16 protein-coding genes are annotated in these 20,838 nt (G+C 72.2%); 3 read left to right on the top strand and 13 right to left on the bottom strand.

The annotated features are described in order from the left end of the window. Positions 1 to 169: 169 nt before the first annotated feature. Positions 170 to 1,804 carry an acyl-CoA dehydrogenase family protein gene (locus ACFXPL_RS03180; RefSeq protein ID WP_384911561.1) on the bottom strand — a complete coding sequence of 545 codons (1,635 nt, stop codon included), beginning with the start codon at positions 1,802 to 1,804 and terminating at the stop codon, positions 170 to 172. A gap of 17 nt (positions 1,805 to 1,821) precedes the next feature. Between ACFXPL_RS03180 and ACFXPL_RS03175 the strand changes: the two genes are divergently transcribed. After that, entirely contained in the window at positions 1,822 to 3,039 is a 1,218-nt protein-coding gene (locus tag ACFXPL_RS03175) for a YihY/virulence factor BrkB family protein (protein ID WP_384911558.1), read from the top strand. Positions 3,040 to 3,048: 9 nt separating this feature from the next. Here the strand turns inward: ACFXPL_RS03175 and ACFXPL_RS03170 are convergent, their stop codons facing one another. The 12 genes from ACFXPL_RS03170 to ACFXPL_RS03115 form a co-directional block, all read right to left on the bottom strand. Next, entirely contained in the window at positions 3,049 to 4,074 is a 1,026-nt protein-coding gene (locus ACFXPL_RS03170; protein WP_384911556.1) for a 3-oxoacyl-ACP synthase III family protein, read from the bottom strand. A 114-nt stretch (positions 4,075 to 4,188) separates the two neighbouring features. After that, positions 4,189 to 5,364 (bottom strand): hydroxymethylglutaryl-CoA synthase, encoded by a 1,176-nt coding sequence (locus ACFXPL_RS03165; protein WP_384911553.1) that lies wholly within the window; start codon positions 5,362 to 5,364, stop codon positions 4,189 to 4,191. Beyond that, positions 5,354 to 6,460 (bottom strand): hydroxymethylglutaryl-CoA reductase, encoded by a 1,107-nt coding sequence (locus ACFXPL_RS03160; protein WP_384911550.1) that lies wholly within the window; start codon positions 6,458 to 6,460, stop codon positions 5,354 to 5,356. The genes ACFXPL_RS03165 and ACFXPL_RS03160 overlap by 11 nt, the downstream gene beginning before the upstream one ends. Beyond that, on the bottom strand, positions 6,457 to 7,533 hold the full coding sequence (fni, locus tag ACFXPL_RS03155) for a type 2 isopentenyl-diphosphate Delta-isomerase (RefSeq protein WP_384911547.1): 1,077 nt from the start codon (positions 7,531 to 7,533) through the stop codon (positions 6,457 to 6,459). The genes ACFXPL_RS03160 and fni overlap by 4 nt, the downstream gene beginning before the upstream one ends. After that, a complete protein-coding gene (locus ACFXPL_RS03150) occupies positions 7,533 to 8,696 on the bottom strand; it encodes a phosphomevalonate kinase (RefSeq protein ID WP_384911544.1) in 1,164 nt (387 codons plus the stop codon). The genes fni and ACFXPL_RS03150 overlap by 1 nt, the downstream gene beginning before the upstream one ends. Further along, entirely contained in the window at positions 8,696 to 9,697 is a 1,002-nt protein-coding gene (gene mvaD, locus ACFXPL_RS03145) for a diphosphomevalonate decarboxylase (RefSeq protein WP_384911541.1), read from the bottom strand. Before mvaD ends, ACFXPL_RS03150 begins: the two co-directional genes overlap by 1 nt. After that, the gene (gene mvk, locus ACFXPL_RS03140; RefSeq protein WP_384911538.1) at positions 9,684 to 10,688 is read right to left on the bottom strand and encodes a mevalonate kinase; all 1,005 of its coding nucleotides are present in this window, start codon (positions 10,686 to 10,688) and stop codon (positions 9,684 to 9,686) included. The genes mvaD and mvk overlap by 14 nt, the downstream gene beginning before the upstream one ends. A gap of 73 nt (positions 10,689 to 10,761) precedes the next feature. Further along, positions 10,762 to 12,132: a protoporphyrinogen/coproporphyrinogen oxidase gene (locus tag ACFXPL_RS03135; RefSeq protein WP_384911535.1), complete on the bottom strand. Its 1,371-nt coding sequence runs from the start codon at positions 12,130 to 12,132 to the stop codon at positions 10,762 to 10,764. 11 nt (positions 12,133 to 12,143) lie between these two features. After that, the gene (locus tag ACFXPL_RS03130; protein WP_384911826.1) at positions 12,144 to 13,595 is read right to left on the bottom strand and encodes a protoporphyrinogen/coproporphyrinogen oxidase; all 1,452 of its coding nucleotides are present in this window, start codon (positions 13,593 to 13,595) and stop codon (positions 12,144 to 12,146) included. Between the two features lie 5 nt (positions 13,596 to 13,600). Further along, entirely contained in the window at positions 13,601 to 14,659 is a 1,059-nt protein-coding gene (locus ACFXPL_RS03125; protein ID WP_384911532.1) for a terpene synthase family protein, read from the bottom strand. A gap of 71 nt (positions 14,660 to 14,730) precedes the next feature. Further along, positions 14,731 to 15,795, bottom strand: a complete 1,065-nt coding sequence (locus tag ACFXPL_RS03120) for a polyprenyl synthetase family protein (protein WP_384911529.1) — start codon at positions 15,793 to 15,795, stop codon at positions 14,731 to 14,733. Next, positions 15,792 to 16,895: a polyprenyl synthetase family protein gene (locus ACFXPL_RS03115; protein ID WP_384911526.1), complete on the bottom strand. Its 1,104-nt coding sequence runs from the start codon at positions 16,893 to 16,895 to the stop codon at positions 15,792 to 15,794. The genes ACFXPL_RS03120 and ACFXPL_RS03115 overlap by 4 nt, the downstream gene beginning before the upstream one ends. Positions 16,896 to 17,463: 568 nt before the next feature. On the opposite strand from ACFXPL_RS03115, the gene ACFXPL_RS03110 reads away from it, so the two are divergent. Both ACFXPL_RS03110 and ACFXPL_RS03105 read left to right on the top strand, forming a co-directional pair. Next, a complete protein-coding gene (locus ACFXPL_RS03110) occupies positions 17,464 to 18,795 on the top strand; it encodes a hypothetical protein (protein WP_384911524.1) in 1,332 nt (443 codons plus the stop codon). Between the two features lie 222 nt (positions 18,796 to 19,017). Next, positions 19,018 to 20,427 (top strand): cytochrome P450, encoded by a 1,410-nt coding sequence (locus ACFXPL_RS03105; RefSeq protein WP_384911521.1) that lies wholly within the window; start codon positions 19,018 to 19,020, stop codon positions 20,425 to 20,427. Positions 20,428 to 20,838 lie beyond the last annotated feature (411 nt).

Genomic DNA, 20,838 nt, shown 5'->3' with positions numbered 1-20,838 from the left:
ATCGGGTTCTCCCCGCCACCAGGGGCGTTGTGTCGAGTCTCAGAGTGCCGTATCGATTCTTCTGCAACGGCCTGCAACCCTGGCGCAACGCCGGCACGTGCGTGAAAGTGACTACCGGTCAGAGGTGGCGCCGTGTCGGCGCGGCACCACCTCTGGCCCAGAACCCCTCTCAGGCCACGGGCCGCGCCCGCTCCACGATCGACGCCAGGTCGAGCGTGTGCGGCAGAGTGCCGAAGGCCGAGCCCCAGTCCCCGCCGAGCCGCGACGCGCAGAACGCGTCCGCCACCTCCGGCGGCGCCCACCGCACCAGCAGCGCCCCCTGGAGCACCAGCGCCATCCGCTCCACCAGCCGCCGCGCCCTGGCCTCGATCCCGTCCAGGTCCGCCAGCTCGGTCAGCAGGTCCTTGATCGCACGGTCCAGCCGGTGATCGGCCCCCCTGGCCCGTCCGACCTCCTGGAGGAACGCGTTCAGCGCCGCGGGCTCCCGCTGGAGCGCCCGCAGCACGTCCAGCGCCTGTACATTGCCCGCGCCCTCCCAGACCGAGTTGAGCGGCGACTCGCGCAGCAGCCGCGGCATCCCCGACTCCTCCACGTACCCGTTGCCGCCCAGGCACTCCAGGGCCTCCGCGGCCAGCGGTGTGGCCCGCTTGGTCACCCAGTACTTGGCGGCCGGCACCGCGAGCCGCAGAAAGGCCCGCTCCTCCTCCGTGTCCGCGTCGTACGCGGCGGCGAGCCGCAGCGCGAGCGTCGTCGCCGCCTCCGACTCCAGCGCCAGATCGGCCAGCACGTTGCGCATCAGCGGCTTGTCGATCAGCTCACCTCCGAAGGCGGCGCGGTACGTGGCGTGGTGCACCGCCTGCGCCACGGACTGCCGCATCAGCGCCGCCGACCCCAGCACACAGTCCAGCCGGGTCGCCGCCACCATCCCGATGATCGTGCGGACCCCGCGCCCCTCCTCGCCGACCCGGCGCGCCCACGTACCGTCGAACTCGACCTCGCCCGACGCGTTGGACCGGTTGCCCAGCTTGTCCTTGAGGCGCTGGAGGCGGAACACGTTGCGCGTCCCGTCCGCCAGCACGCGCGGTACGAGGAAACAGGTCAGCCCGCCCGGCGCCTGCGCGAGCACCAGGAACCCGTCGCACATCGGCGCGGAACAGAACCACTTGTGCCCGGTCAGGACGTACTCCCCGGACGCGTCCAGGGGGAGGGCGGCCGTCGTGTTCGCCCGTACGTCGCTGCCGCCCTGCTTCTCCGTCATGCCCATCCCGAACAGCGCGCCGGCCTTCCCCGCCGCGGGCCGCAGCCCCGGCTCGTACGCGTGCGCCGTCAGCCGCGGCTCCCACTCGGCCGCGAGCGCCGGATCCGCCCGCAGCGCGGGCACCGCCGCGTGCGTCATCGACACCGGGCACAGGTGGCCCGCCTCCGCCTGGCTCCACACCAGGAAACCGGCCGCGCGCCGGAGATGGCCGTCCGGCCTGCCCCATGCGTCGGTCAGCCCCGAGGAGACCGCCCGCCCGAGCAGATGATGCCAGTCGGGGTGGAAGTCGACCTCGTCGATCCGGTTCCCGAACCGGTCGTGGGTGCGCAGGACCGGAGGGTGGTCGTTGGCCCGTGCCCCCCACTCCTGGACCTCGGCGGACCCGGCGGCGTCGCCGAGCGCCGTCAGTTCCGCGCGGGTCCCGACGAGGAGACCGGGCGCGCTGTGCCGTTCCACGGCCTCGGCGAGGACCTGGTCGGCGCGGAAGACGTCGTACCCCACCAGGGGCGGAACCTGGTTGGTCACTGTGTGGGTGCTGGCTGCCATGCCGATACGGTAAGGAGGTGCAGGCAGCAAAAGAAACACCTGAGCGGCCGACTGGCCGACTCCACCGGGCCCGAGTCCTCTACCGCAACGTATCCAAGCGGAAGATGGCCTGGTTGCTGCTGAAGGACACGGTCAACTCGTGCATCGAATACCGGATCCTGGGGCTCGCGGCCGAGGCGGCGTTCTTCACGCTGCTCTCACTGCCGCCGCTGCTCCTCGGACTGATCGGCCTGCTCGGCTACGTGGACGACTGGACCAGCACGACCACCGTCGCCTCCATCGAGCGGAACATCCTCAGCGCGGCCGGTACGGTCCTCTCGCCGCGCGGCGTGGACGAGATCGCCAAACCCCTGCTGGCCGACCTCACCCAGGGCGGCCGGCCCGACGTCATCTCCATCGGCTTCGCGATCGCGCTCTGGTCGGGCTCCCGGGCGGTCAACGTCTTCGTCGACACGATCACGGTCATGTACGGCCTCGACGGGCGGCGCGGCATCGTCGCCACCCGGCTGCTCGCCTTCCTGCTCTACGTCGTGGCGATCGTGATCGGCGCGGTGGTGCTGCCGCTGGCGGTGGTCGGCCCCGACCGGGTGGTCGAGTTCATTCCCTGGGGCACGGAGGTCGTCAGCGTCCTGTACTGGCCCGTGGTGATCATCCTCTCCATCGCCTTCCTCACCACGCTCTACCACGTCTCCGTACCCGTCAGGTCGTCGCGCTGGATAGAGGACATGCCGGGCGCGCTGGTGGCGCTCGGCATGTGGGTCCTGGGCAGCTTCCTGCTCCGGATCTACCTCACCAACACGGTCGAGGGCCCCACCATCTACGGCTCGCTGGCCGCGCCCATCGCCGTACTGCTGTGGATCGGCGTCTCCGCCTTCGCCGTGCTGGTGGGGGCGGCGGTCAACGCGGCGATCGACCGGGTCTGGCCGTCGGTCTCCACGGCGGCGGCCCGCGCGGCCAACGACCGGCTGCGCGCGGCGCAGGTGGCGGAACTCGTGGCCCGCGCGTCGGTGTCCACGGAAGGGCCGCAGGACGACGACGTGACCGACCCGGACATGCCGTCGGAGTTCCCGGAGCGCTGGTCCAAGTTCCTGCCGCCGGACGACGTCAAGTCACGGATGACGGCGCGGCTGCACGGGGGACGGCACCGTTCGAAGGGGCCGCACGGGGGCGGCGGAAACCGGAACCGGAACGGGAGCGGGAGCGACAAGGGGAACGGTACGGGTACGGGCGGTTAGGGTCTTTCGTCAGCCGCGCCGGGCACGGGACGTCTCCCACGCCACGAGGGCGAGACCCGCGGCCATGCCCCCGCCGAACCCCGCGAGCACCACGAGGTCGCCCGGGGCGAGGCGGTCGGCGGCCCGGTCCAGGGTGATGGGCACCGACGCCGCCCCGGTGTTCCCATACCTCCGCACCGTCATGTGCGTGTGCTCGGGCAGGAATCCGAGGCCCGCCGCGAGCGCCTCGACCATGCGGCCGTTGGCCTGGTGCGGGACGAGGTGCGGCCGCCGGTCGCCGTCGGTCAAGTGGGCGTCGAGGAAGCTGCGGATCAGTGGTCCGACCCGGCTCTCCACGAAGTGGCGTACGGCCCGGCCGTCCATCGTGAAGTAGTGCAGTCCCCGGGCGAGGGACTCCGGCGAGGCGGGGATGAGCGAGCCGCCCGCCGGGACCCGGATCAGATCCCGTTTCTCCGGGAAGGTGGCGAGGCGGGTGGCGAACACGCCCCGGCCCGCGCTGGGGCCGAGGACGACCGCGCCCGCGCCGTCGCCGAAGAGCACCACGGTGCGGCGGTCGGCGGGGTCGAGCGTACGGGAGTAGATGTCGGCGCCGATGACGACGGCGTACCCACCGGTGCCGCGCACCATCCGTTCCGCCGCGGTCAGCGCGAACACGAAGCCGCTGCACACCGCGTTCATGTCGAAGGCGGGGGTGCCCGAGGACACCCCCAGTTCGGCGGCGACCGTGGTGGCGGTGGGCGGCTGCGGCGCGTCGGGGGTGGAGGTCGCCACGACGACCAGCGCGACGTCCTCCGGGGGGACACCCGCGTCGGCCAGCGCCCTCCGGGCGGCCGTCGTGGCGAGGCCGGAGGTCGCCTCGTCCGGCTTCGCCCAGCGGCGCTCACGGATCGCGGTCCTGCGGACGATCCACTCGTCCGTCACCCCGGCCGGCGCCCCGACCTCTTCGTTGGTGACCACATGGCCGGGGAGGCAGGAACCGGTGCCGAGTATCCCGACGGCGTCCGTGGCCGTTGCCGTTGCCGTAGAACTGGTCATGACGACTCATCTCCTGTCGATTCCGCGGTGCGCGAAGGCCGGCCGGTGGTGCCGGGCGTCCCCACCGGGCGGCCGCCGCCCGCCCGGTGGGGACGCTTCGGCCACGAGGGACGGTTACGCCGCCTCGTAGACGCGCTGGTGGTCACGGACACCGGCCAGCCGGAACGGTCCCTGGGTCTGGTGCGGCAGGTCGTGCCGGCCGCCGTCGGTGGGCAGGGTCCGCTCGTGCAGCTCCCGGTAGGTGCCGTAGTCGATGGCACGGCGCCGGTCGACCGCTTCCCGGTGGGCGTCGCGGCGCAGATGTTCCTGGTAGCCGGGGCGCACGCGGCCGGCGAAGAACTCGGCGACGCTGCCGGAGCCGTAGCTGAAGAGGCCCAGTGCCTGGCCGGTCAGGTCGTGCTCGCTCTCCAGCAGCGCGGCGAGCGCCAGGTACAGGGAGGCGGTGTAGCTGTTGCCCACGGTCTCGTTGTACGCGGTGGTGGCCGCGAGGGCGCGCTCCACCGCCGCCTCGTCCGCCGGTACCCCACAGGTCTCCAGCAGTTGCCGGTGGGCCTTGAACGCCATGCGGGTGTAAGGCTGGTGGTAGCAGAAGGCCCGGAACTCCTCCAGCGGCAGGCCCCCTTGCGCGCTGTAGTCCCGCCAGGCGCCCTCGACCGCTTCGAGGTAGGCGGCGACCGACTCCTTGCCGTTCACCAGGGCGGTGGAGCGGTAGTTGGGGCGCCAGAAGTCCATGACGTCGGTGGTGAACAGTCCGGAGGGGCGGTCGAGTTCGACCAGGGCCGGGTCGGCCGAGACCAGCAGGGCCGTCGCCGCGGCCCCCTGGGTGGCCTCGCCGGGGCTGTCGAGGTCGTACCGTGACACGTCGCTCGCGATGACGAGGACCTGCTGATCAGGGTCACGGTGGACCAGGGCTGTCGCGAACTGGAGCCCGGCGGTGGCCCCGTAGCAGGCCTGCTTGACCTCGACCACGCGGACATGCGGGTGGAGCCCGAGCAGCTTGTGCACGTAGATACCCGCCGCCTTGGACTGGTCGACGGAGGTCTCGGTGGCCAGGACGAGGGTACGGATCCGGTCCGCGCCGTGGCGCCGGACGATCGGTGCCGCGGCCGCCGCGGCCATGGTGACGATGTCCTCGTCGGCGGTGGGCACGCTCATCGCGCGCTGGCCGATGCCCCGGTGGTACTTGGCGAGGTCGGTGCCGTTGTGGCGGCTCAGCTCGTCGTGGCTGAGCGCGAGGCTCGTCGTGCTGAAGGACAGGTCGTGGATTCCCAGGGCGAGGTCAGTGGGCATCGGAGTCTCCGTTGTGGCGTTCGGGGCCAGGGCGTTCGAGAGGGGTGCGTTCGAAACGGGTGTGGGCCTTCATGAGTTCGCCCGGATTGGTCTGGGCGGCGAGCAGCGACAGCTCGCCGCAGAGCACGGTGGCGGCGGCCAGCACCGCGAGGCGCCGGGCGTTGTCGCCGACGGGCCGGTCCTCCTGGCAGCCGAGGCGCCGCAGGTTGGCGTCGACGAAGTCGAGACCCTTGCCGTTCCCCACCGAGCCCACGATCAGATTGGGCAGGGTGCAGGAGAAGTACAGGTCGCCGTCGCGGTCCTCGACGAGGGTGATGCCCTGCGATCCTTCGACGATGTTCGCCGCGTCCTGGCCGGTGGCCAGGTAGAAGGCGAGCAGCATGTTGGCGAAGTGCGCGTTGGCCGACCGGATGCCGCCGGCGAGCAGCGTGCCGACGAGGTTCTTGTGCGTGTTGAGCCGGGCGATCGCGGCGGCGGTGGTGTGCAGGCGCTCGGCCACCATCTGCCGGGGCACGAGGATTTCCGCGATCACGTTCTTTCCTCGGCCGAGGATCCCGTTGACGGCGGTGGCCTTCTTGTCCGTGCAGTAGTTGGCGGAGATGGAGCCGTAGCTGATCCCCGGCACGGTCGCGAGCAGGTGGGCGAGGAGGGCGTCGGCGGCGAGCGTGGCCATGTTGTGGCCGGAGGCGTCTCCGGTGGAGAACTCGAAACGCAGGAAGAGCAGCGGTCCGGTCACCTCGTGGCGCAGCGCGAGCAGTTCGGCGAACCGGCTGCTGCGCCGTGTGACCACGCGCAGTTCGTCCATTCGCGCGTGGACGGCACGGGCGGCTTCGTAGGCCGCTCCCGCGTCCGCGGCCTCGACCAGGACGGAGCGCGTCATCCGTTCGTCCACCAGGGTGGCCCTGATGCCGTCCTCCGTCAGCCGGGAGATCTTCGCGCCGCGTCCCACCGAGGGCCACAGCGGTGACTCGTAGGTGGCGAGCGGGACTTCGGTCTCGGTGGTGGTGACGTTGCCCGAGATGCGGAGCGGACCCACCCAGCGGAGGGGGACCGCCGCCGCGTCGAGTGCGGTGTCCGGTCCTGCGGTGACAGTCATGCCGTGTCTCCTTTCGCCGCGCCCGTGGAGAGGCCGCGGTCCTGACAGAATGCGCGGAGTGAGCCGGTCACGAGCACGTCGCAGTCGGCGAGCGCCGCCGGGCTGTGCGCGCCGAGCATCGTCATCAGGGCGGTGAGCTGGTCGAGCCACAGGGTGATCCGGCGTACGAGCGCGTCCACCCCGCCGTCGAGCAGCACCGTGAGGAATCCGCCGGACGCTCCGACCGCGTGGGCGCCGAGGGCGAGGGCCCGCGCCGCGTCCAGCGGATGGCGCACGCCGCCCGAGGCGAGCAGCGGCAGACCGCGCCCGTGCGCGTCGAGCAGGGACGCCGGGGTACTCAGCCCCCACTCCTCCAGATAGGCGTAGTCCGCCCGCTCACGGCGGCCGTTCTCGATCCGGGCGAAGTTGGTGCCGCCGCGTCCGGCCACATCGGCGGCGCGTACGCCGAGTGCGGCCAGGTGCTCCACCGTTCGGCCGCTCAGTCCGAACCCGACCTCCTTGACGATCACCGGCACGTCGACGGCGGCGACGATCCGTTCGATGCCGGCCGGCCAGTGCCCGAAGGACCGGTCGCCTTCCGGCATCACCGTCTCCTGCACGGTGTTGAGGTGGATCTGCAGGGCGTCGGCCTCGATCAGTCCGACCGCCCGGCGGGCCTCCTCCGCGGTGGCCGTCGCGTTGATGTTCGCCATCACGAACCCGTCGGGGTGCTCGCGACGTACGGGGGTGAAGGTGCCCGCCGTGGACGGGTCCTTGAGGTAAGGGCTCATGGAGCCGGTGGCGATGGGCAGACCGGTCTCCCGCGCGGCGATGGCGAGGTCCCGGTTGATCTCCCCGGTCTTCTCACTGCCGCCCGTCATGGCGTTGATGTAGAGCGGAACAGGCCACTCCAGGCCGGCGAAGCCCGTCCGCAGCGAGACTTTCGCACGGTCCGTACCGGCGAGCGCGTGGTGCAGGAACCGCACCTCGTCGAATTGGCTGTGCCCCGGTGAGGCGCCGGACGGCGCGGGGCCTTGCGGGGAGTGCTGGGTGGTGGCGAGCCTGACGTGCTCGTCCTTCCGGTTTCCGGTCATCAGAGGTGTCCTCGGTGGGAAGGGGAGGCGGAGACGGGGTCGGTGTCATGGCACTCGTGGCCCGGTGGGGCGGCGGGGCCGGTCACCCGCAGCGGCAGCGTGGTGATGCCCGCCTCGGCCCAGCGGGCGCGCAGGTCCGAGGCCGGGTGGTGGTCAGGTAGCAGGGCGATGCCGCAGTCGCCACCGCCCGCGCCGGACGGCTTGGCGGCGCCGCCGCAGGCCTCGGCCGTGTCGCACAGCCGGTTCAGCCGCTCGGTGAAGATGCCGAGCGAGACGTCCGCGTCCAGCCGGGCGAGGAGGTGGCGGGCGGCCCGTACGGCATCGAGGAGCGTGTCCGGTTCTCCCCGCTCCAGCGCGTGTACGGCGGCGTTCACGCGGCGCTCGCTCTCCGCGAGGAAGCCGGCCCGGGCCGGGCCTCGCCACCACGGCCGTGCGGTGAGGCCGGAGACCAGCGCCGAGGTGGAGGCCGGGCTGCCGCTCCAGCCCACCCGCAGGGCGAGATCGCGGGGCGGCGGCAGCGCCTGGACCGAGAAGCCGGGCCAGGGGGCACACAGGGTCTCCGCGATCCCGCCGTGCCGCAGGCGCCGCCGCAGGGCGTCGCGGTCGGGGGCGCGGTAGGCGAGCCACCCGTGCCAGGTGCCGGCCGCGAGGTCGCCGCCGGAGGGGCCCGCGTCGATCCGGACACTCGACAGCAGGGAGAGCCGGAAGCGGGTCTCCGGTGGCAGCGCCATGCCGTAGTGGTCCGTCAGGGCCTGCGTGGCCGCGACGGTGACCGCCGCGCTCGATCCCAGACCGATCTTGACACCCCGCTCGTGCAGCCGGCTGCGTATCGTGAGCCGTAACGGCGCGAGCGCGAGCCCCTGTTCGACCCTCAGCGCTTCGACGACCTCCACCACGGAGACGAGGTACGCGAGCGTGCCGCGGGTGTGCCCCGCGTCCGCCGGGTCGAGGGCGCGCAGTCCCCCCGCGCTCCGGCCGAGCCGCACCTCGTGGTCGAGCAGGTCGGAGTCGACGACGACATCGGCGCCGTCGGCGGCGGCCACCGTGACGGTGACGTACCGGTCGACCGCCACGACGATCGCCGGCTGCCCCGGCTCCAGCACCGCGTACTCCCCGGCGACGAAGAGCTTGCCGGGTGCCCGGCGGGTGACCGTCCCGGGCATCAGGCGGCCTCCGTCCGCAGCACGGCGCCGGGGCCGCGGCGCGCGACGACCACCCGGGAACCGCGGACCGTACGCATCCGCTCGGCCACCCGGTCCGCGTCGGCGAGGTCGCACAGCACCTTGACGTTGGGCCCGGCGTCCATCGTGGCCCAGGCCCCCACCCCGTCCGCGCGCAGGCCGCGGACCGCGTCGAGGGCGGCGGCCGAGGCGTCGGTCCGGTACCGGACCGGTGGCGTCGCCGCCTCCATCGTCGCGTGCATGCCCAGCGCGTTGTGCTCCGCGATCCGGCCCACGGCACCCAGGTCGCCGGCCCGCAGAGCCGCACGCATCCGGACGAGGTCGGCGCGGCTCGCCGTGACCCACGCCGGGTGGAGCGGGGAGGTGGCGACCGTACGCCGCATGGCCTCCCGGCTGGAGACGGACTTCGGGCCTGCCTCCAGCACGACGACGACCAGCGCCGCGTCCAGACGGGCGTCCGTCACCGGCTCCGCGTACGAGGCATGATCGGGATCGCGGGCGTCCACCGCGCCGGCGTGCCAGACGACGAAGCCGCCGAAGAGCGACCGGGCGGCGGAGCCTGACCCGCGGCGCGCCAGCCGGGACAGCGCGAGGGGATCGCGGGTGAGGCCGTAGGCGCCGGCCGCGGCGAGCGCCAGGGCCGCGAAACCACTGGCGGAGGAGGCCAGCCCGGCGCCCACCGGCACGGTGTTACGGGTGTCCACGACGGCCCGCTCATGCCGTCGGGCCCGCTCGCGCACCAGGTCCAGGAAGGTGGTCATACGGCGCAGTGGTTCTCCCCGCGCGGGCAGACCGTCCATGACCACGGTGTCCGCGTCGGCGGCCGGGTCGAGCCGGACCGAGGTCGTGGTGGGGAACACGTCGAGGGTCATCGAGAGACTGTCGGAGCAGGGCAGCACCAGGCGTTCGTCCCGCTTCCCCCAGTACTTGATCAGCGCGATGTTCGGATGGGCGACCGCCACGGCCTGTTCAGAACCCGTCATGGCCGGCCCCCTTCGCCACCGGGACGTGCCAGGTACGTACGCCCTGCTCGCGGGTGAGCAGGGCGGCCACCGCCGCGGCCTCCCGCCGCGTCGCGGCCAGGGCGATGACACAGCCGCCGAGCCCGCCGCCGGTCATCTTGGCGCCCAGCGCGCCCGCGTCCAGGGCCGCCCGTACAGTCGCGTCGGTACGCTCCGTCGTGAGGCCGAGACCGGCGAGCATGGTGTGGCAGACGGTGAGCCGCCGGCCCAGCGCGGGAAGCCGTCCGTTCGCCAGGTCACCGAGCGCAGCCCGGGTCAACTCGGTCGAACGGTCCAGGAATTCCGTACGCCGGCCGGGCGCCCGGGTGAAGAGGTCCCGCAGCATGGCGACGGCCTTTCCGGTCCCGCTGCCGCTCCCGGTGTCCACCACGACGACGTGGCAGGCGGCGCCCACCGGGGGAGTGCTGCCGCGGCCGTCCGCCAGCAGCACCGGACCGGTGCCGCCGGTGGCCAGGGCGTCGATACCGCTGGCCCGGCCGTGCGCCGACTGCTCGGACACCTGTACGAGTTCGAAGACGTCACGGTCGCTCAGCCCGGTCCCGAAGAGCCGGTCGAGCGCGTGGACCAGGGCGCGCGCCGTCGCGGCGCTGGAACCGAGGCCGCGCGCGGGCGGCACCCCGCTTTCGAGCAGCACCTCCAGGCCCGGGGGCCCGGCGAGACCGGCCCGCCGGGCGAAGGCGTCGACGAGCAGCCGGAGTTCCTCGGACGCGCTCTCCTCCGTGGTCTCCGCGGGCGTGCCCGGAGGGGACACGACACGGCGCAGCCGCAACGGCCCGGGACCGTGTCCGTTCAGGCGGCCCGCGGTGGCCTGGCAGCTCAGGGCAGGCACCGGGAGCGCCAGCGCCGGGGCGCCGTAGACCACCGCGTGCTCACCCAGCAAGATGATCTTGCCGTGGGCCCGGCCCGTCGCGACTCGCCGCTCGTCGGCCTGCGACACATGGTGTGGGGACATGGCTCCGGGTCTCCCTCCTTCTCGGACGTGGTTCTCGGACGTGGACAGTGCGCGGGCCGCGGCCGGGCGGGCCTCACCCGCGGCCGGCGGAGACCGCCCCGGTGGTGACCAGCTCCCGTACCCGGCGGGCCGCGCTCTCCCCGGTGACGAGGGAGGAGTTGGTGGCGCTGAAGGCCAGGTAGTCCCCGGCGAGCTGGATACGGGAGCGGGGGTCGAGACCGCGGGTGAAGTCACGCAGGCGCGCGTAGTCCCCGGGCTTGCGCAGGATGACGGCGTTCTTCCACCGCTGTACGTAGGCCATGTCCTCGTGCGCCTCGATGTGCCGGGCCATCTCCGGCCACGCCTGCCGGTGCACCTCGTGGGTCAGCTCCACCACCTTGTCGTCGTCGCAGTCCCAGTGCCGCATCGCCCACGGGTAGCGGTAGTAGCTCGTCAGCAGGCCGTGGCCGCGCGGGGCGCGGCCGGGGGCGAAGTTGTGGTTGAAGGTGATGACGCCCAGGTCCGGATGGGCCCGCTGGGGGAAGAGGACGCAGGTGGCCGTCTCGTCCGGCAGGCGGTCCACGCCGAAGTAGACGTGGATGTCCGGCACGTACGGCACGCTCTCCAGGTAGGTGCGGCTCGCGGGCGCCATGTCCGGGCAGAGCCGGGCGGCGATCGGGCCGGGGAGGGCGACCACCACGGCGGCGGCCTCCTCCACGTGGTCGGGCTCGCCCTCCCGGCTCCAGTGCACCCGGACCCCGTCCGGTGTCTCCTCCACCTGGGTGACCTCGGCCCTGGTCTCCACGGGCAGCCGGGCGGCCAGGGCCGTCGTGAGGGTGTCGACCCGGTCGTGGAAGTTGAACCACTCGGAGTTGACGGCGGGCATCGAGAAAAGGAAGTTGACCACGGAGAGATCGGGAGGCGAGTTGAAGAACATCGCGCTCATCGGGTCGACGACGTAGTCGAGGAAGTCCTTGTCGAGCCGGCGCTCGGCATACGCGGCGGCGGTCTCGGTGTCGAGCGCCGCGGCCTCGCCCATGTCGCTGTCCCAGCGCAGCCGGCTCCCGTACTTGTTCAGATCCGTCTGCAGCCGCAGCATGGCGGGCAGCGAGGACCACGGCAGCAGGCCGGAGCGCTTGAGGTCCGTCGGCTTGTTCGCCCGCAGGCGGTGGACCTTGCCGTCCCGCCGGATGCCGACCACGTTGTTGGTCCGCAGGGTGGTGTTCTCGATGCCGAGGTCGCGTACCAGGTCGCGCATCTGCGTGTAGTTCTCGATCAGCAGGATCGCCGCGAGGTCCATGTGGTAGCCCCGGCGTTCCACGGTGCGCATCCGGCCGCCGGCCCGGTCCTCCGCCTCCAGGATCTTGACGGGATGCCCGGCCTGCTGGAGGCGGAAAGCGGCGGTCATGCCGGCGATGCCGGCGCCGACGACGACGATCGGTTCTCCGTTGCCTGTGGTGTTCACGGGTGTCCCTTTCATCCGACGGGGGCGAGTGTGTGATGACGTGAACGGTCCCGGCCGCGCGTCAGGCCCAGCCGGTCCGCGAGCCTGCCGGCCGCGGTGACCCCTGAGCAGATGCTGTGGTGCGTACTGGACTGGGTGAAGAAGTCGCCCCCGGCGAGCCGGACGCGCGCGTGCTCGGGCCAGGCCTTGCTGAGCCGGGCCAGCTCGCGGTAGTCGCCCGGCCGCCTGAAGACCACCGCCTGCCCGGGGCGTAGGACATGCGTCATGACGGTGTGGTCCTCGGTCTCGGGCGTCAGCCCCACGGCGCGCAGCGCGGCACGGGCGTGCTCGACGAGGCGCTCCTCGGGCAGCTCGCGGTGCCGGTCCGACCAGGAGCCGCGAAAGTGCGCCATGACCAGCCCCTGCCCCGGGGGGACCCGGCCCGGAGCGGTGTTGTGCGGCAGGATCACCCCCACCAGCGCGGCGTGTTCGGCGCGCGGGACGTTGACCATCACGGCCCGTTCGGCGGTGGGCCGGTCCAGGCCGAAGGCCACATGGACACTGCTGGTGTACTCGACCTGCCGGAAGAAGTCGGCGAAGGGCTGTTCCATCTGACCGTAGAGGTCGAGCGCCTGCGGGGCGGGTACGGCCATCACACACGCGTCGGCGCGCTCGGTGCGCTCGGCCGTGCCGTCCTGCGCCGTGCCGTCCTCGGTCCGCCAGGTGACGGAGACACCGGCGGCGTTCTCCTCCACCTGGCGTACGCGTGCGTGGTGGGTGACGGACAGCCGCGCGGCCAGCGCGCGCGGCAGTTGCCCGACGCCCTCTTCGAAGGTGAACAGTCCGCCGCCGCCCAGCAGCGAGTTGAGCAGCATGAACGGGGCGATGGACGAGGTGCGTTCGACGTCCTGGAGGGAGGCGAGCATGCACAGCGGGTCCAGCAGATGGTCGACGGTGGCCGGGCGCAGCCCCCGGCGGGCCGCGTACCCCGCGACGGTCTCCCCGTCGTGGCGGGCCGCGGCCGACATGTCGTACCAGTCCAGGGTCCGCCGGATTCGGAGGTGGTCCGTCATCAGCTTGGGCAGGTCGGTGGGGAACGGCGCGAAGCGCAGCAGTCCGGCGGCCATCCGGGGCAGGGAGCCCACACGCAGATGGTGCACACGCCGCTCGCGCATGAGGCCGACGACGTCGGAGGAGGGCAGGATCCGGTCCCCGATCCCCGCCAGGCCGGCGAGGCGCAGCATCGCGCGGTAGCGGCGGGAGAGCAGGGAGGCGCCGGTGTCGATGTGGAAGCCCCCGCGCCGTACCGAGGCCATCCGCCCCCCCACGTACTCCGGTCCCGAGCGCTCCAGTACGGTGACCCGGCAGCCACGCCGTTGCAGGAGGAAGGCGCTGGTGAGCCCGGCTATGCCCGCGCCGACCACGACGACGTGCGGCCGGCCCGCCGGCCCCGCCGCGTCCTGCTGCCAGGCACTGGGGACCATCCCGCTCACGGGGACACCTCCGGGTGCGGCTCCTCGCGTTCGTACCGGGCGTGCCGGAGATACCACTCGACGTGGCTCTGGAAGCAGAGCAGACCGTCGGCCCAGGCGCGGATGGCCTCGATCTCGCTTCCGTTGTACGGAGCGACCGAGCCGGAGCCGTCCTTCGTGCCGGAGCCGACGTCCGGTCCCGAGCCGCTGATCGCGTCGAGCGCGCCCTCCAGCGACCGCACCCGCTGCTCGATCCGGTTCAATGTTTCGACGGCGGCGTCCTGGAGGGACTTGCGCTCCTGGCGGTGCAGGAGGACGACGAGGTTGTAGGCGTCCGGCCGGTCCAGCTCCTTCGACACGGAGCACAGGTCGTTGATCCAGGACGCGATGTCGGCCGCGCACCCGATCATCTCGGTGTACTCGGGCGTTCCGTAGAAGCGGACCGGAAGCCGTACCGACTCGGCCTGCTCCACGAAGTCCAGCAGCGGAAGCACCGGCCCGGTGTCCCTCCGCAGGGTGATGTAGGCGTCGACGCCCGGCAGGACGCCGCGTGCGCGGTATTCCGACTCCACGACCAGGGAGGTGAAGTAGTCGTCGAGGTGGGCGAGCAGTTCGTGGAACTGCACCGGTGCCATGACCTGCGCCGTCCGGCTCAGCAGATCGGACATCGAGTGCTGCAGGGAGTCCTCGGCGAGGGGCATCGTACGGTGCCGCCTGGCCGCGTCCACGATCCGGCGCAGCGGCGCGGCGGCCGCCTCGGCGGCCTCGGCGCTGGTGCCGGAGGCCCCGTCCTCGAAATGGTCGTCGAGGTTGAAGTACCACATCGTCCACTGGGTGATCAGGACACGCATCGCGGTGTCGGCCCGTGGATACCCGAAGCTGACCAACTCGCCCGCGCACAGGAGGCGCAGCGGATGCGGAGCGTCTTCGGAGTCGATCAGGCCGAACCGCCGGGCCCATTCCTCACCGCCGCTCTCGACGGCCGCGACATCGGCGGGGTCACGCGACGGGGCCGCGGGGAAGGGCCAGCGTGGCAGTACGGTGTCGAGAACCGGATCCGAGACAGGGCTTTGCACGGGGCTTCTCCTCTACGTGGGCTGGGCGGGTCACGCGTGGGGCGCGTGGGTGTTTCGCACCGGACGGGCCGTCAGTGGTCGCGGCCGATGAGCCACTGCGCGAGGTCGCGCAGAGGACGGCTGTCGGAGACCGGAAGCCGGGCGTCGTCCAGGTGGCGCAGCGCCTCGGACAGATGGTGGCGGGCGCGGTCGGCGGACGCGCCGCGCCCGCCCGCCCGTTCGACCAGCCCGGCGGTGTGGCGGAGGGTTTCCGCGTCGTCCAGGGCGGGGTCGAGGGCGTACCGGTCGGCGAGTTCCCTCGCCTCCGGTGTGCGGGCGGCGAGGGCGGCGACCACGGGCAGGCTCTTCTTGCGCGTGTGGAGGTCGGCGCCCGCCGGCTTGCCGGTCCGCTCGGGGTCTCCCCAGATACCGAGGAGGTCGTCCACGTGCTGGAAGGCCAGCCCCAGGGAGCGCCCGAAGGCGTCCATCGACGCCGCTCGCGCTTCGTCGGCGCCTCCCGCCAGTGCGCCCAGCCGGCACGCGGCCCCCATGAGGGCGCCGGTCTTGCGCGCGGCCATGGTGGTGCATTCGCCGAGCGAGACGTGGGCCCGCGTCTCGAAGGCGATGTCCTCGAACTGCCCGCCGATGAACTGCTGCACGGCCTCGTTCAGGGCCGCGCAGACGGGTGCGCTCCTGGCCTCCCGCTGGGCGAGGGACATCGCCAGGGCGAGCATGGCGTCGCCTGCCAGGAGTGCGCCGGGGACGCCGAAGACCTTCCAGGCGGTGGGCCGGTGCCGGCGCGTCTCGTCGTGGTCGATGATGTCGTCGTGCAACAGCGAGGAATCGTGGGCGAGTTGTACGGCGGCGGCGGCGCCCGTGCCCGTACCGGGAGGGCCGCCGACGGCCCGGGCGACGAGCAGGACGAGGGCGGGCCGTACCGCCTTGCCCCAGCCGGCCGAGATGGGCCGGCCCCGCTCGTCCCACCACCCGAGGTGATATCCGGCCACGGTCCGCGCCTGCTCGTGCAAGGAGGAGACGGCCGCGCGGAGGACCGGATCGGTCATCTCCCCGGCATGGCGCAGCCAGTCCTGCGGCCGGGCGTCGTCGGGGGGCGTGCCGGCCGTGTCCCGCTCCCGCGTCCGACCGGTCGCCGTCACTGTGCCGTTCCTTCCGTCATGGAGCCCGCGGCGGCCGTGGGCCTCTGCCAGTGGTGCCGGTCGATCACGTGGTGGAACAGCGAGGCGAGGCCGTCCCTGGCGCTCTCCTCACCGCCCGCGTCCGCCAGTTCGCGCAGGGCGCGGTCGAGGTGGTCGCGGGCGGCCCGCTCCGCCTCCTCGCGTCCTCCCGCCTGGTCGATCAGGTCGGCGAGCAGGGGCAGTTCGGCCTCCGTGTGCTCCTTCACGGTGTCCAGCCGCGCGGCCAGCCGCTGGCCGGCGGGGGTCCCCGACCGGAGGGCGGCTATCACCGGATACGTGCGCTTGTGCCGTCGCAGGTCGCCGTACGGCGGTTTGCCGCTGTCGGCGCTGTCGCCCCAGATGGACTCGATGTCGTCGGCGATCTGCCAGGCCACCCCCAGGTTCCAGGCCGCCGCCCGCAGCGCACGTACCCCCGCGACGGGTGCGCCGGCCAGCGAGGCACCCACTTCGACGCAACCGCAGAACAGCCCGGTGGTCTTGGCGCAGGCCGTCAGGTAGTCCTCCGTGCTGACCCGGTCCACGGGGAAGTGGTCGAGCGAGAGGTCGGCGGCCTGGCCGTGGATGATGGCGTCCACCGCCTTCGCCAGGGCTTCGGAGGCCCGGCGGGCCGAGGCGCCGCCGTCCGCCGCGGCGAGGACGCACATCGCCTGGCTCAGCAGCGCGTCGCCCGTCAGGACGGCGGGCCCGGAGCCGAAGGCCACCCAGGCCGTGGGGCGGCCTCGCCGGAGCTCGTCGGCGTCCATCAAGTCGTCGTGCAGCAGAGAGAAGTTGTGCACCAGCTCCACCGCGACCGCACCGCGTACGGCGGTCGCCGTACCGGCTCCGAAGGTCCGTGCGGTGAGCAGTGCCAGCGTGCCGCGCATCATCTTGCCCGCGTGGAGATCGGTGGGCGTGCCGTCGTGCTCGCGCCAGCCCAGGTGGTAGGCGCCGATACGGGCCAGTTGGGGGTGAAGTCCCTCCACCACCTCACGTAGCGCGGGCAGAGTGACGTCGCGGCACTCGGCCAGCGCCTCCTTGACGAAGTCCGCGGCCGTGCCGCCGGGAACTTTTCCCTCGTTCATGGGGACCTTTCCCTTGTTGGTGGGCGTTGTCTCCCACTGCGGTGCTTTTCAGGACCGGTCATGTGCCGCTCGGCTGTGCGCATTCCTCGCGGGCGAGGTCATGGGCAACGTGCCGAAAGGAGCGGCACCGCCGTCGGGGAGCCGACTTCGGCGTTTCTTCGTCGCTGTTTCGCCGACGCCGTTTCTTCAACGACTCCAGTGGAGCAGCCGGCGCCCGCCGGACCAAGTCCTGACGGGTGACATCAATGTCCGACGGGTCTCCCCCTTGTGCCTTTGTGAGTTGGCCGGTCACGTTTCCGGACTCTCCGGCGCCGCGGACGGAACGGAACCTTCCGATGGGTCGGAGAAAGTATGTTTCTCTTTACCGTCGCGGGTAGAAGATTTGACAGTGTGCGATCAAGTTGGTCCCGGCTCGCACCGCGGCCCCGTACCGCCCGGCGTCCCCGATCCGGTCCGCGTCACGGCTGCCCCGCCTTCTCCCGGCGCGGCCTCGTCGCCGACGCGACCGCTTTTCCCCACCGTCCGGCTTCCAGGAGATTCCATGGCACGCAATGAGCCCAATCACGATTTGAAACGACTGTTATCGGAGGCGGGGCTGTCCGGCGAAGCACTCGCCCGGTCCGTCAACTCGGCCGCAGCCGAGACCAGCAGAGTGCTCCGGTACACCCGCAAGTCGGTCGCGAGCTGGCTCGCGGGTTCGCGGCCACCGGCGCCGGTTCCGGCCCTGGTGGCCGAGATACTCACTCGGCGCACCGGCCGGCACGTCACGGTCCAGGAAACGGGGCTGGCGCTCGTCCCCGACCAGCCGATGGACGCGTTGCGGGCGACCGGAGGCAGCGCCCGGGCGGCTCTGGCGATGCTGACCGCGGCCGACACCGGGGCCACCACCCGCGGCGCGTTCCGTGCCCTCCCCTTCCGCCTGACGAACGTCCCTCCGGTCTGGACGGACGCCGAGCCGGAACCGGCGGCGGGCGACCGGCAGGTGGGCGCGGGCGAACTGGACGCCGTGGCGTACGCCATCGCGTACTACGCGGAGACCATCAACACCTTCGGGGGCGCGCACGGGCGTACCGCGCTGGCCGCCTATCTCGCCACCGACGGTGCCGCCTTCCTGGCCGCCCGGGCCGACCCGGGGACCCGGACGCGGATCCTCGGGCGCATGTCGCAGCTGACCCATCTGCTGGCGCGCATGTGCGCGGACTGCGGCCAGGCCGGCGCCGCCCAGCAGTACTTCAACGTCGCGGCCCAGCTGGCGGTCGAGGCACGGGACCGCACCTTGTACGCCGTCACCCTGCGGGCCATGAGCGCACAGCTCAGCCAGTTGGGCCACCAGGGAACGGATCTCGCCGCGCGGGCGCTGTCGGCCGCCCCGGAGGACTCGCCACCGTCCATCAGGGCCTTCCTGATGAGCCATCTCGCCGTGGTCCACGCGGCGGCCGGTCTGGTCCGTCCGTCACTGTCGGCGCTCTCCGACGCGATGGCGCTCCACGGCGGGCAGGGTCCGGACCCGTCCACCCCCTTCAGCGGCTATCCCGTGGCGGCCCTGCACTACCAGCGTGGCCATGTGCACCAGACCCTCGGCGACTACGGCAAGTCCGCCCTGGCGCTCGCCGCCTCGCTGCGGCACCGGCCCGCCCAGGCCCGCCGTGCCCAGGCGCTGACGCTCGCCCGGCTCAGCGAGGTCCTCCTCCTGGACGGCCTGGTGGACCAGGCCTGTGCGAGCACGGACCGTCTGCTCGATACCTGCGGGCGCATCCGGTGTCCCCGCACCGCCGACCAACTCCTCGAACTGCGCAGGCGACTGCTGCCGCACGCGAGGCGACCGCAGGTCCGTTCGGCGGTCAGCCGCCTGGACGGCTACGCGGCCCACCACGCCCCGTCGACGCACCTCGTCGTATAGGGACCGGCCGACGACCCCGACCGGCGCGAAGGCGGTCGGCATGTCCGCGCGACGGTGCACAAGCGCACATGCGTCGGTCACGCGCGACGCACGGCAGCCGAGGATCTCTGTCGGACACGGCCGCGCGGGAGTGCACTGGGAGGTGAGATCAGCCGGCCGGCCCCCACGCCCCGCGGCGCGGGCGGGCCCGGCGCGAACCGTTCAGTCGAGAGGGCGAGAGGGATGCGGATGAATCCGACCGAGGTGCCCACTGCCGGCGGACTGCCGATCCTTGGTTCCATGAGGGACCTGGGACGGGATCCCCTGGGGACCTACGAGCGTGCGCGGAAGGAGCACGGCGACGTCGTGCGGATCGTGTCGGGGCCACCCGGCCTGCGTACGGAGATCTACTTCGTCTTCTCCGCCGAGGGCGCCCAGCAGGTCCTCGCCTCGCAGGCCGCCAACTTCCGTAAGGACGACGCCTTCTCGATGGAGATGCGGGAAACCTTCGGCAACGGGCTGCTGAGCAGCCTGGACGAGGACCACCTGCGCCAGCGCCGGCTGCTCTCCCCGCTCTTCACCAAACGGAAGGTGGCGGAGTACGCCCGTGCCGTGTGCGACGAGGTCGACGCGCTGTGCGGGGAGTGGGAGGCGAGCGGCGGGACGCGGGCCGACCTCAACGAGGACATGAGCCGGCTCACCGTACGGATGATCACTCGCATCCTCTTCGGTTCTGACGCGGAGGAAGCGGCCTCGGTGGTGCGCCGCTGCATGCCCGTACTCGGTACGTACACGCTCAAACGTGGCCTCATGCCGGTCAATCTCCCCCGGTCGCTCCCCACCACCGCGAATCGGCGGGCGGCGGCGGCCCAGGCGGAGCTGTACGCCCTGTGCGACCGCTTCATCGAGCGGCGCCGGGGGAGCGGCGAGGCCCCCGGGCCGGACGGGGCGGACGACCTGCTGACGCTGCTGATCAACGCGCGGAGCGACGAGGACTCCCCGCTCACCGATCGCGAACTGCGCGACCAGGCACTGGTCTTCCTGCTGGCCGGTTCCGACACCACGGCCACGTCACTGACGTTCGCCATGCATCTGCTGGCACGGCACCAGGACGTTCAGGACAGCACGCGCGCGGAGGTGCTGGCCGCGCTGGGCGACCGGAGGCCCACCCCCGAGGACCTGGACGCGATACCCGCCCTGGAACGGGTGGTGAAGGAGGCCATGCGCCTCTACCCGGCGGCTCCCGTGCTGATCCGGCGTGCGGCGGAGGCCGCGGTCATCGGGGGGCACGCCATCCCGGCGGGCTCCTACGTCTATGTGTGTCCCTGGGTGACACACCGCCACCCCGCCTACTGGCCGGACCCCGAGCGGTACGATCCCGATCGCTTCCTGCCCGAGCGGGAGAGCGGCCGGTCCCGTTACGCGTGGTTCCCGCTCGGCGGTGGTCCGCGGTCCTGCATCGGCAACCACTTCGCGATGCTCCAGATGAAGCTGGCCGTGGCGATGCTGCTGCAGCGCTACCGCTTCACCGGAGCGGAGGAGGCGGTGCCGCTGGAGGTGGGCGTCACCATACGTGCGGCGCGGACCGTCGGCTGCCGGCTGACGCCGGTGACTCCCCTGCCCGCCGCGGACACGTATTCCACCGCCCACTGACGGGCCGGCCTTTCACCGGCCTCACCGACGTCTGTCATCCGGCTCGGCGATCTTCACCGCCCCGAGGCTGACTTCAGACCGTCGTCTTCTGCGGGGAGGGAGATTCCTGCTCCTCTTCCTCACTCTCCTCTTTCGGAGCGTTCGGAGTCCAGGGAAGCCAGGTGTAGGGGTCGTCCGTGGCGACCGGTGGCGTATTCCCCTGCGAGAGAACGGTATTCCTTGATTCAAGCGACGGTCCCGATCGAATTTCCGGCCGAGAACCGCATATGCGGAGAGCGGATGATCGGGAATCATGAGGACGGCGCATTATGTCTCTCCTCTTACGTAAGGGTGGGGTACGTAACGGGCGACACAGGAATCCGACGGCGGACCATTCGATGGGGTGACCCTTCTCAGCAGCGTACATCGCTC

It is taken from the genome of Streptomyces sp. NPDC059092 (assembly GCF_042756365.1).
Taxonomy (GTDB): Bacteria; Actinomycetota; Actinomycetes; order Streptomycetales; family Streptomycetaceae; genus Streptomyces.
The sequence above is the reverse complement of the archived record's forward strand: the minus strand, read 5'-3'. Positions and strand labels throughout refer to the sequence as shown.

Excerpts from the sequence above, each read along its gene's own strand:
- ACFXPL_RS03180 (WP_384911561.1), bottom strand. The coding sequence starts at position 1,804 with ATGGCAGCCAGCACCCACACAGTGACCAACCAGGTTCCGCCCCTGGTG.
- ACFXPL_RS03170 (WP_384911556.1), bottom strand. The coding sequence starts at position 4,074 with ATGACCAGTTCTACGGCAACGGCAACGGCCACGGACGCCGTCGGGATA.
- ACFXPL_RS03165 (WP_384911553.1), bottom strand. The coding sequence starts at position 5,364 with ATGCCCACTGACCTCGCCCTGGGAATCCACGACCTGTCCTTCAGCACG.
- ACFXPL_RS03160 (WP_384911550.1), bottom strand. The coding sequence starts at position 6,460 with ATGACTGTCACCGCAGGACCGGACACCGCACTCGACGCGGCGGCGGTC.
- fni (WP_384911547.1), bottom strand. The coding sequence starts at position 7,533 with ATGACCGGAAACCGGAAGGACGAGCACGTCAGGCTCGCCACCACCCAG.
- ACFXPL_RS03150 (WP_384911544.1), bottom strand. The coding sequence starts at position 8,696 with ATGCCCGGGACGGTCACCCGCCGGGCACCCGGCAAGCTCTTCGTCGCC.
- mvaD (WP_384911541.1), bottom strand. The coding sequence starts at position 9,697 with ATGACGGGTTCTGAACAGGCCGTGGCGGTCGCCCATCCGAACATCGCG.
- mvk (WP_384911538.1), bottom strand. The coding sequence starts at position 10,688 with ATGTCCCCACACCATGTGTCGCAGGCCGACGAGCGGCGAGTCGCGACG.
- ACFXPL_RS03130 (WP_384911826.1), bottom strand. The coding sequence starts at position 13,595 with ATGGTCCCCAGTGCCTGGCAGCAGGACGCGGCGGGGCCGGCGGGCCGG.
- ACFXPL_RS03115 (WP_384911526.1), bottom strand. The coding sequence starts at position 16,895 with ATGAACGAGGGAAAAGTTCCCGGCGGCACGGCCGCGGACTTCGTCAAG.
- ACFXPL_RS03105 (WP_384911521.1), top strand. The coding sequence starts at position 19,018 with ATGCGGATGAATCCGACCGAGGTGCCCACTGCCGGCGGACTGCCGATC.